This is a genomic window from Leucobacter chromiiresistens, from assembly GCF_001477055.1.
Lineage (GTDB): Bacteria > Actinomycetota > Actinomycetes > Actinomycetales > Microbacteriaceae > Leucobacter > Leucobacter chromiiresistens_A.
Window position 1 is genome coordinate 1 of the sequence record NZ_LDRK01000131.1, and the last position, 9,920, is coordinate 9,920.

9 protein-coding genes are annotated in these 9,920 nt (G+C 70.8%); 5 read left to right on the forward strand and 4 right to left on the reverse strand.

Annotation, left to right across the window (positions count from 1 at the left end; genetic code table 11):
- On the reverse strand, window positions 1-813 hold an 813-nt coding region (locus NS354_RS12470; RefSeq protein WP_058594776.1), incomplete at its 3' end, for an alpha/beta hydrolase.
- 72 nt (window positions 814-885) lie between these two features.
- On the opposite strand from NS354_RS12470, the gene NS354_RS12475 reads away from it, so the two are divergent.
- From NS354_RS12475 to NS354_RS12490, 4 genes are all read left to right on the forward strand, one after another.
- Window positions 886-1,083 carry a hypothetical protein gene (locus NS354_RS12475; protein ID WP_153002221.1) on the forward strand — a complete coding sequence of 66 codons (198 nt, stop codon included), beginning with the start codon at window positions 886-888 and terminating at the stop codon, window positions 1,081-1,083.
- Window positions 1,084-1,113: 30 nt separating this feature from the next.
- A complete protein-coding gene (locus NS354_RS12480) occupies window positions 1,114-1,683 on the forward strand; it encodes a LemA family protein (RefSeq protein WP_029608246.1) in 570 nt (189 codons plus the stop codon).
- A 12-nt stretch (window positions 1,684-1,695) separates the two neighbouring features.
- Complete coding sequence (locus tag NS354_RS12485; protein ID WP_058594778.1) at window positions 1,696-2,568, forward strand: M48 family metalloprotease; 873 nt, start codon at window positions 1,696-1,698, stop codon at window positions 2,566-2,568.
- 92 nt (window positions 2,569-2,660) lie between these two features.
- Entirely contained in the window at window positions 2,661-4,121 is a 1,461-nt protein-coding gene (locus NS354_RS12490) for an MFS transporter (RefSeq protein WP_058594779.1), read from the forward strand.
- Here the strand turns inward: NS354_RS12490 and NS354_RS12495 are convergent.
- Both NS354_RS12495 and NS354_RS12500 read right to left on the reverse strand, forming a co-directional pair.
- A complete protein-coding gene (locus tag NS354_RS12495; RefSeq protein WP_082678078.1) occupies window positions 4,029-5,270 on the reverse strand; it encodes a glycerate kinase in 1,242 nt (413 codons plus the stop codon). The two genes, NS354_RS12490 and NS354_RS12495, sit on opposite strands and share 93 nt — an antisense overlap.
- 63 nt (window positions 5,271-5,333) lie before the next feature.
- Window positions 5,334-7,403, reverse strand: a complete 2,070-nt coding sequence (locus tag NS354_RS12500; RefSeq protein ID WP_153002222.1) for an Ig-like domain-containing protein — start codon at window positions 7,401-7,403, stop codon at window positions 5,334-5,336.
- 286 nt (window positions 7,404-7,689) lie between these two features.
- Here NS354_RS12500 and NS354_RS12505 point away from each other — a divergent pair, with 286 nt between their 5' ends.
- Window positions 7,690-9,201, forward strand: a complete 1,512-nt coding sequence (locus tag NS354_RS12505) for an aspartate ammonia-lyase (protein ID WP_058594781.1) — start codon at window positions 7,690-7,692, stop codon at window positions 9,199-9,201.
- A gap of 76 nt (window positions 9,202-9,277) precedes the next feature.
- Here NS354_RS12505 and NS354_RS12510 read toward each other — a convergent pair.
- Window positions 9,278-9,920, reverse strand: a 643-nt coding sequence (locus NS354_RS12510; protein WP_058594782.1) for a fumarylacetoacetate hydrolase family protein, incomplete at its 5' end; no start/stop codon positions are given.

Consider the following 9,920-nt stretch of genomic DNA (forward strand, 5'->3'; position numbering starts at 1 on the left):
CGCGCCCAGCCCCTCGTCGCACAGCAGGTCGAGCTCGGCCGTGACGATGAGCGTCTCGGGCTGCCGCGAGAGATCGTCGGCGATGAGCGGCGCGACGAGGGGCTGGGCGCGCGCAGCGGGATCGGGGACGTACAGCTCGAAGTACTCCTGCACCTCGGTGTTGGTGAGCCGGTAGTCGCCTCCGTGCCGCCGCACGGAGGCGAACGGGGAGGTGACCGGGTCGTGATCCCAGTGCGTCACCGGGTACAGCATGATCTGCCGCTCCGCGCCGCGCACTCCCCGGTCGCGCAGCGCGAGGGAGACGGCGGCGGTCAGATTGCCGCCCGCCGAGTCCCCGACGAGCACGACCTCGGAGGAGGAGTCCACGCCTGCGCGCGCCGGATCGGCGAGCAGCAGCTCCGCGACGCGCAGGCAGTCGTCGAGGCCTGCGGGGAACGGGTGCTCGGGGGCGAGGCGGTAATCGACGGACGCGACGACGCACCCGGTGAGGTCGGCCATGGTGGCGCAGGCGGGCGTGTAGCTCTCGATGTCGCCCGTCACCCAGCCCCCTCCGTGGAAGAAGAGCAGCACCTCGTCGCGCCGGCGCTCACGCGGGTGGAACACTCGGACCGGGATCGGGTGATCGCCGTCGGCCGACATGATCTCCACGTCGAGCGTGCGGTAGCGGGAGGGCGGCAGCACGGCGAGCTGGCGCTGCGCCCGGCGCACCTTCTCGTAGTCCTCGCGGATGTCGAGCCGGGGCGCGGCGAACAGCCGCAGCACGCGGCGCACGATCCAGTTCACCCGCGAGGGGCGTCGATCGTCGGGCGTCATGGAAGCCAGCGTAACGCCCGTTCGGGGCCCTCTCCTGAACCGCGGTGCGGCGGAACGCATAGGGTGGGTGCCGTGGCTTTCGCAAAACTCGTGCTCGTCGTGACGATCCTCGTCGTGATCGCGCTCGCGATACTCATGCGGGTGCGCGCCGCCCGGCTGCGCCGGGAGCGGGCCCGGGCCGCTCGCAGGGCCGAAGCGGTGCGCGCGCTCCGCGGCGGCGGCCCTGCGGCTCCCGCCCGGCGAGCAGACGCACCCGTCGATCCCAGCTGATTTCGTGCCGCCGCCGCTAGGATGCAGAGCATGTCTGGTGGATTGATTGCCGCTCTCGTCGCGGCCGGCGTGCTCGTCCTGCTGATCGGCTACGTGTGGGTCACGTACAACTCCCTCGTCACGCTCCGCGTGCGCGTCGACGAGGCGTGGAGCGACATCACGGTGCAGCTCAAGCGCCGTGCCGACCTCATCCCGACCATCGTCGAGACGGTGAAGGGGTACGCGGCGCACGAGAAGGGCGTCTTCGAAGACGTGACCCGGGCCCGCGCCGAGACGATCTCGGCGGAGGGGCCCGCCGAGGCGTCCGCCGCCGAGAACCACATGCAGCAGGCGCTGAAGAGCATCTTCGCGGTCGCGGAGGCGTACCCGCAGCTGCAGGCCAGCCAGAACTTCCTGCAGCTGCAGAGCGAGCTCGTCGACACCGAGAACAAGATCCAGGCGTCGCGCCGCTTCTACAACGGCGGCGTGCGCGAGTACAACACCAAGATCCAGGTGTTCCCGAACACGCTCTTCGCGCGCGGCATGGGCTTCACGGAGCGCGAGTTCTTCGAGGTCGAAGACGTCGCTTCGATCTCGGAGCCGCCGCGCATCCAGTTCTGAGCGGGGAGGGCCGTGTACCGCGCAATCCGCCGCAATAAGGTCAACAGCGTCCTCATCATCCTGCTGTTCCTCGGCATCGTCGGGGGTCTCGGCTATCTCGCCGCGTACATCTACCAGTCGCCCGGCATCGTGATCGCCGTCGTCGCGATGGCGGCGATCTACGCGGTGATCCAGTACTTCGCGGCCGGGCGGCAGGCCATCTCCATGAGCGGCGCACGCCGGATCACGCAGGCCGACCACCCGCGCCTCTACCGCATCGTCGAGAACCTCGCCATCACGACCGGCACCCCGATGCCGGAGGTCTACATCGTCGACGATCCGGCGCCGAACGCCTTCGCCACGGGGCGGGATCCGCAGCACGCGAAGGTCGCCGCGACCACCGGCCTGCTCGACCTGATGACCGATCCCGAGCTCGAGGGCGTCATGGCGCACGAGCTCGGCCATGTGCGCAACTACGACATCCGAGTCTCGATGATCGTCTACGGACTGGTCGTCGCCGTGGGCATGATCGCCGACGTGCTCGTGCGTCTCGCCTTCTTCGGGCGCAGCAATAACAACAGCAATCCGGTGGTGCTGATCTTCGGCCTGGTCGCCATGCTGGTCGCGCCGCTCGTCGCCACCGCCGTGCAGCTCGCCGTCTCGCGGCAGCGCGAGTACCTCGCTGACGCGACGGGAGCGCTCACCACGCGCCACCCCGAAGCGCTCGCGAGCGCGCTGCACAAGCTCTCGACCTACGGGCAACCGCTGCAGCGCCAGCAGTCGAGCATGGCGCACCTCTGGATCGCGGATCCGCTGAAGCCGGGCGTGGTGCAGCGGCTTTTCGCGACGCACCCGCCGATCCCCGAGCGCATTCGCCGCCTGCTCGACATGGGCGGCAAGTTCTAGCTGGCGCGAATACCGGGAGGCGCCCGGGCGGCTCGAGCGGAACGGGCGTAGGGTAGGGGGAAGCCGAGGAGGTCGCCGACACCGTGTCCACAATGTTCCGCTCGCTCTCCGTTCGCGACTACCGCATCTGGTTCTTCGGGGCGCTGGTGTCGAACATCGGCGCGTGGATGCAGGCGACCACGCAGAGCTGGGTGGTGCTCACCGAGCTGACCGACACGAACGCCGCCGCGGTGGGTACGACGATGGCGCTGCAGTTCGGCCCGCAGCTGCTGCTGGTGCCGTTCAGCGGGGCGGTGGCGGATCGCTTCGACCGGCGGCAGGTGCTGCTCGTCACGCAGTCCCTGCTGATGCTGCTCGCCGCGGGCCTCGGCGTGCTGCTCATCACCGGTCAGGCGGAGTTGTGGCATCTCTACGGCTTCGCCCTGGCGCTCGGCGTGGTGAACGCGTTCGACACGACCGCGCGGCAGGCGTTCGTCTCCGACCTCGTCGGGCTCGGTCAGACCTCGAACGCCGTGGCGCTCAACTCGGCGTCCTTCAACTCGGCGCGACTCATCGGCCCCGCCGTGGCGGGCCTGCTCATCGCGGCGATCGGATCGGGCTGGGTCTTCGTCATCAACGCCGTGTCGTTCCTGGCCGTGCTGGGTGCGCTGCTGATGATCCGCACCCGTCGCTCCGCGCCGCCCGAGGGGGCGCGCGAATCGCAGTGGCGGCAGCTGTCGGCCGGATTCCGCTACGTGCGCGGGCGGCACGATCTGCTGGTCATCTTCGTCATGGTGTTCCTCGTGGGCGCGTTCAGCATGAACTTCCCGGTGATCTCGTCCACGATGTCGCTCGAGTTCGGGCGCGGAGCGAGCGACTACGGCCTGCTGTCGTCGGTGCTGGCGATCGGATCGCTGGCCGGTGCGCTGCTGTCGGCTCGGCGCCCCTCGGCGCGCATGCGCGTCGTGATCGTCGCGGTGGGCGGGATCGGGGTCATGAGTCTGGTGGCGGCCCTCATGCCGACGTTCTGGAGCTTCGCGGTGACCCTCGTGTTCTTCGGGCTCGCGATCTCCACGATGCTCACCACCGCCAACGGCTTCGTGCAGACCACCGCCGAGCCCGCGGTGCGGGGTCGCGTGCTCGCGCTGTACATGGCGATCCTGATGGGCGGCACGCCGATCGGCGCGCCGCTGGTGGGGGCGGCGGCGGATGCGCTCGGGCCCCGGTCGACGCTGTTCATCAGCGCGGCCGCGGGCCTCATCGCGTTCGCGATCGGGATCGTCTGGTTGTTCTCCGAGCGTCGGCTGCGTTTCCACCGCGAGGGGCTGCACCTGCGGGTCACGCATCGCGGGCGCCCGAGCCTCGATGACGATCCGGGCGCCCAGGTCGAGACCCTCACGGCGCCGATCTCGGTGCTGCGGAGGAGCTCGGCGCCGGTGATCGGAGCGGGGGAGTCGGCACCCCAGGAGGGTTCGGGAGTCTCAGCGACGGGGGCGATCTCGATCGAGGATCTGCCCGGCGCCCCCGATGACGGGGCCGCCGGGCCCCGGGGCGCTTCCCGGGGCGGCGAGTAGTCCGCGCGCGATCTCCGCTCCGATCTCGCGGAGGAATGCGCCCGCGTCCCGCATGCTCGACGCGCGGTCGGGTGCGCGATCCATCGTCGCGTAGCAGGCGGCGAATCCGGCGTCCCGCCATTCACGCTCGGCGAGCGCCGACCGGCCGCAGACGACGACCGTCGGAATCTCGAGAGAGTCCGCGGCCCGCAGCACCCCGACCGGGGTCTTGCCGCCCAGGCTCTGCGCGTCGAAGGAGCCCTCCCCGGTGATCACCAGATCGGCGCCTGCCAGGTGCGCCCGCAGCCGCGCGAGCTCGCACACCACGTCGACCCCGGGCCGCCGCAGCGCGTGCAGCACCGCGAGCGCGGCGAAGCCGACGCCCCCCGCTGCACCCGAGCCGGGCCGCTGCGCGGCGGTCGGGGACTGCGGCTCGACGGCGTCTCGCGCTCCGGCTCTCGAGCTCGCCAGCGCGTCCTCGAGGAGGCGGGCGAACCTCGTGAGTCCGAGTTCGAGCTGCGCCGCCTCGGCGACGCTCGCCCCCTTCTGCGGCGCGAAGACGCTCGCAGCCCCGAGGGGGCCGAGCAGCGCGTGATCGACGTCGCTGGCGAGGGTGACGCGCACGCTCGCCAGCCGGGCATCGAGGCCGTCGAGATCGATGCGCTCGACGTGGCGCAGTGCGCCGCCGCCGTCGGGCACGTCGGCGCCGTCCGCGTCGAGCAGCCGGGCGCCGAGCGCCGCTAGCATCCCCGCGCCTCCGTCCGTCGACGCGCTGCCGCCGACCGCGAGGATGATCGACTCGGCGCCGTGCTCGAGGGCTGCGGCGATCAGTTCACCCGTGCCGCGCGAGGTGGCGCGCAGCGCGTCACGCTGCGCGCGCGGCACCAGGGCCAACCCCGAGGCGCGTGCGAGCTCCACAACGGCCGTCGAAGTCTGCAGGGCGAACGCCGCCTCGACCGGTGCGCCGAGCGGCCCGGTCACCGTCACCGGCACCTCCGTGAAGCCCGCAGCGATCGCCGCGTCGAGCGTACCCTCTCCGCCGTCAGCCATCGGCACCACCGTGAGATCGGCGTCGGCCTCCACGGAGCGGATCCCCGCGGCGACGGCCTCGCCCACGCTGCGGGCGTCGAGAGCATCCTTGAACTTGTCCGGAGCCACGACGATTCGCATACGTTCACGGTACCGGTTCGCGGCGCGCGAGCGCAGGATTCCGCGGTGCGGTTGACTTCGGCGCTACGCGCGCGATCGGCCTCCTCGCAGACCGCGGAGCCGGGCCGTCAGCAGGAGGCCCCCGACGAGCGCCGCGCCGGCGGCGAGGCCGAGCCAGGGCCCTGCGCCCTCGGAGCCCGTCGAGGCGAGGTCCGATCCGCGGGGCGGGTCGGATGCCGGCGGCGACGGCGCCGGGGGTTCCCCAGGTGAGCCCGGGGGCGCCGGAGCGGGATCGGCGGCGACGGCGACCTGCGCCTCCGAGGCGAGATGATTGCGGTCGCCCGCGTACGCGAGGGTGTAGGTCTCGTCCGCATCCGATGCCGGGGGCTCCCAGGAGAACGCTCCTGCGGCATCGAGCTGCACCGTCGCGAGCCTCTCGCCGCCGCGGATCATCTCGACGGCGCCCGTCGGCACGGTGCCGAACTCCGCGGTCACCGATCCGCGCAGGGCACGGTCACCGGAATCGTCGCGTGCAGCGCGCGTCTCGGTGGCGGCCTGCTCGACGGTGAGCGTTCCGCTGGCCGCTGCGCCGAGAGCGTTTCCGTCGTCGTCGACCGGCTCCGCGGTGAAGGGGTGCAGCGCCGCCTCGTGGGACGCTGCGGGCAGCTCCACCCGCGCGACGCCCGCGACGATGGGGGCGACGCCGATCTCATCACCGGCGACGGAGAAGCGCACGGCTGCCCCGTCCGGTGCATCCCCGCTCGCCACCTGCGCCGCCAGCGTCGCGGTCTGACCGTACGTGACGGCGACATCCTCGGTCGACAGCGAGAGCGGCGCGGCGACCGCGGGCGCACCGAAGATATGGGCCGCGCCGGGAATCTGCCACGTGCCAACGACGACCTGCGTCGCCGACACGGAGACGGCCGTTCCGAAGGGACTGATCCCGAAGTTCGGGGTGCCGCTCGCGGGGGAGAGGGTCTGCACCGGATCGGGCCGGATGCGCCCGTTCTCATCGCCCGGCCCCGCCTGGTCCCAGGTGGACAGGTCGTAGACGAAGGCGTATCCGACGTTCCCCTCCTGCCAGCCGCGTGCGACGAGCGCGTCGCCCGAGACCCCGATGGAGCCGGCGAAGTCCGTGGTCTGCAGCGGCGCGACCGCCTTGGGTCCGATCTGCTGCAGCTGATCGTCGAACAGGTAGATCGCGCCCTGAGTCGTATTGCCCGCGGCGACGGCCTGATCCGTGCAGCCGGTCTCGGGGTCGTTCGGGTCGTCGCCCGTGAAGTGGATCTCGATCGGGGAGCCGACGGCGAGACCCGCATCGGTGAACGCGAGCGTACTGCCGAATGCGGGGCCGCTGCCGGCGGTCGGGATGCACATGCGGGGGTCCGCATCCGGGCCCGCCGTGAATGCGGGCTCCGCGTCGGACGAGAGATCCCACAGGTACACCCCGCCGATCCGCGCGCGGTCGGCACCCCGGACCTGGGGAGCGCCCAGAGCCACGCGGTCGCCGGCGACGGCGACGTGCGCGCCCGTGATCGAATCGGCGATGGGATCGGCCGGGATCAGCGGCTGCCACGTGTCGGTCGTCAGGTCGACCGCGAATGCGAACCCGGCGTTGGCGCGCCCGTCGACTCGCGCGTTCGGCACGCCGACGACGAGCCGCTGCCCGGAGACGTCGATGACGCTGCCGACCTCCGAGCCGTACGCGTCGACCCGATCCGGCAGCTCGGAGGGCGCGGTGAGCGTGCGCTGCAGCTCCCAGCTCCCGTCGGGCCGGTGGTACACGTGGATCTGGGAGAACTGCGGCTGCGCGACGTACAGGAGCGAGGCGTCCTCGTTCAGGGCGACGTCGACGCCGTACCCGCCGCCGGCGACGGGGGCCGTGAGGGTCTGCTCGCCGATCGGCGCGCCGGACGCGTCGAGCGTGACGACCTCGACGCTCGCGCCCTGGGTGCGCGTGAAGACCGCGGTATCGGCGGCGGTGTCGGTGGCCGACCCGGTGCGCGATCCGTCGTCGAAGACGTATTCCGCGGTCTCCTCGAACGTCGGCACTGCGGCGACGGCCGCAGCCGAAGGTGCGGCGACCAGTGCGGTCGCGGCGGCGAGAGCGGCAGTTCCGGTGAGCAGGCGGCGGTGCATGCGAGTCTGTGCCACGGGTCCGTACTCCGTTCAGCGGTGAGCGCGAACGTGCGAGGCGCTCCGCGTTGATGACCTATCGGGTGTGGGGGAAAGCTAGGCGGGCTCCGTGCGAAAGTCAAGACTCATTCCCACTGAGTGGGAGGCGCGGATGCTCGTGTGCCCGACGCGGCGCAGAACGCCTCGACATCGACGATTGTTCGGCGGCGATGCGATCCTGCCTCGCCGTGCACGTTTGAGCGGTAGGCTGAGACCGTCCTGGCGGCAGGCCCGCCTTTCCACGAGTACGGAGCCATGATTCCCGGTGAGCGACTTCTTGTCAGCACAGACACGCACTGAGACGGATTCTCTCGGCAGTGTCGAGATTCCCTCGTCCGCCTACTGGGGGGTGCACACGGCACGAGCCCACGAGAACTTCCCGATCGCGCGGCGCCCGGTCTCGGTCTACCCCGACTTCATCCGCGCGTTCGCCTGCGTGAAGCAGGCTGCGGCGCGCGCGAACCTCGAGATCGGCGCCCTCGACGAGCAGCGCGCGACCCTGATCGACCGCGCCTGCGAGGAGATCAAGACCGGCATGCTGCACGACCAGTTCGTCGTCGGCGTGATCCAGGGCGGTGCGGGCACCTCGACCAACATGAACGCCAACGAGGTGATCACGAACCGTGCGCTCGAGCTCGCGGGCCACGCCAAGGGCGACTACAAGTTCATCAACCCGAACGATCACACGAACCACAGCCAGTCGACGAACGACACGTACCCGACGGCCATCAAGATCGCCCTCGCCTTCTCCCTGGGCAGCCTGCTCGACGAACTCGGGCTGCTCGCCGAGTCGTTCGCCGCGAAGGGCCGCGAATTCTCGCACATCATCAAGGTCGGCCGCACGCAGATGCAGGACGCGGTGCCGATGACGCTCGGCCAGGAGTTCAACGCCTTCGCGGTCACGCTGCGCGAAGACATCGAGCGCCTCCGCGAAGCGGTGTCGCTGCTGCGCGAGGTCAACATGGGCGCCACCGCGATCGGCACCGGCATCAACGCCCCGAAGGGGTACAAGGAGGCCGTGATCAAGCACCTCCGCGAGATCACGCAGCTCGAGCTCGAGACCGCTGGCGATCTCGTCGAGTCGACCAGCGACACCGGCGTCTTCGTCACCTTCTCGGGCGCGCTCAAGCGCAGCGCGCTGAAGCTGTCGAAGATCTCGAACGACCTCCGCCTGCTCTCCTCCGGCCCGCAGGCCGGCCTCGGCGAGATCAACCTCCCGGCCCGCCAGGCCGGATCGTCGATCATGCCGGGCAAGGTGAACCCCGTGATCCCGGAGGCCGTCACGCAGGTGGCCTACTCGGTCGCGGGCGCCGACGTGACCGTGTCGATGGCGGTCGAAGCCGGTCAGCTGCAGCTGAACGCCTTCGAGCCCGTGATCGCCCACTCGCTCTTCCAGTCCATCACCTGGCTCGAGCGCGCCTGCCAGACGCTGCGCGTCAACTGCGTCGACGGCATCACCGCGAACGAGGCGCGCCTCGAAGACATGGTGTCGCGCTCGGTGACCGTCATCACCGCGCTCGCACCGGTGATCGGGTACGCCGAAGCGGCGAAGCTCGCCAAGGAGGCGCTCGCCACGAACGAGAAGGTGTCCGAGCTCGTCACGTCGCGCGGGCTGCTCGACCAGGCGCAGCTCGACGAGATCCTCCAGCCGTCGAAGCTCGCGGGCCTGGCCCCCGAGACCGACGTCATCGACGTCATCACGGACGCGGCGATCCCCGCGCCCGAGAAGGTCGAGGACGGCTCGGGCACGCAGGTCACGAAGAAGCCTGCGAAGTAGCCGGGCAGACGAAACGGCCGGTGGGATCTCGGATCCCACCGGCCGTTTCGCGTTCGCGGCTCGGGCCGCGGGGCTGCTACGCCTCGACGCAGTGCGACGTGAGCGCGCCGATGCCCTCGATCGTCACGGTCACCTCGGTGCCGGGGCGGAGGTAGAGCGGCGGCTTGCGCGAGCGGCCGGCTCCGCCCGGCGATCCCGTCGAGATGACGGTGCCCGGCAGCAGGGTGGCCTCCTGCGAGATCGAGGCGATCAGCTGCGCGACGGTGCGGATCATGAAACCAGTGGTCGAATCCTGCACGCGCAACCCGTCGACGTCCGTGGTGAGGCGCAGCGCCTGCGGGTCGGGGATCTGGTCGGCGGTCACCACGACGGGGCCGATCGGCGTGAAGCCGTCGAACGACTTGCAGCGCGACCACTGGGGCTCCTGGAACTGGATGTCGCGCGCGGTGACGTCGTTGATGACGGTGTAGCCGAACACGTAGTCGAGCGCCTCGTCCGCTGAGACGTTCTTCGCAGGCTTGCCGATGATCACCCCGAGCTCGCCCTCGTAGTCGACTTCAGTGCTGACGTCGCTCGAGAGGGGCACCTCGCCCTGGTGGGCGCCGAGCGAGTTCGGGAAGAGGGAGAACAGCACCGGGCCCGAGTCGTTGTCGAGGCTGAGCTCGCTCGCGTGCTCGTCGTAGTTCAGACCGACCGCCAGCACGATCGGCGCGCCGATC

Excerpts from the sequence above, each read along its gene's own strand:
- NS354_RS12490 (WP_058594779.1), top strand. The coding sequence starts at position 2,661 with ATGTTCCGCTCGCTCTCCGTTCGCGACTACCGCATCTGGTTCTTCGGG.
- NS354_RS12480 (WP_029608246.1), top strand. The coding sequence starts at position 1,114 with ATGTCTGGTGGATTGATTGCCGCTCTCGTCGCGGCCGGCGTGCTCGTC.
- NS354_RS12495 (WP_082678078.1), bottom strand. The coding sequence starts at position 5,270 with ATGCGAATCGTCGTGGCTCCGGACAAGTTCAAGGATGCTCTCGACGCC.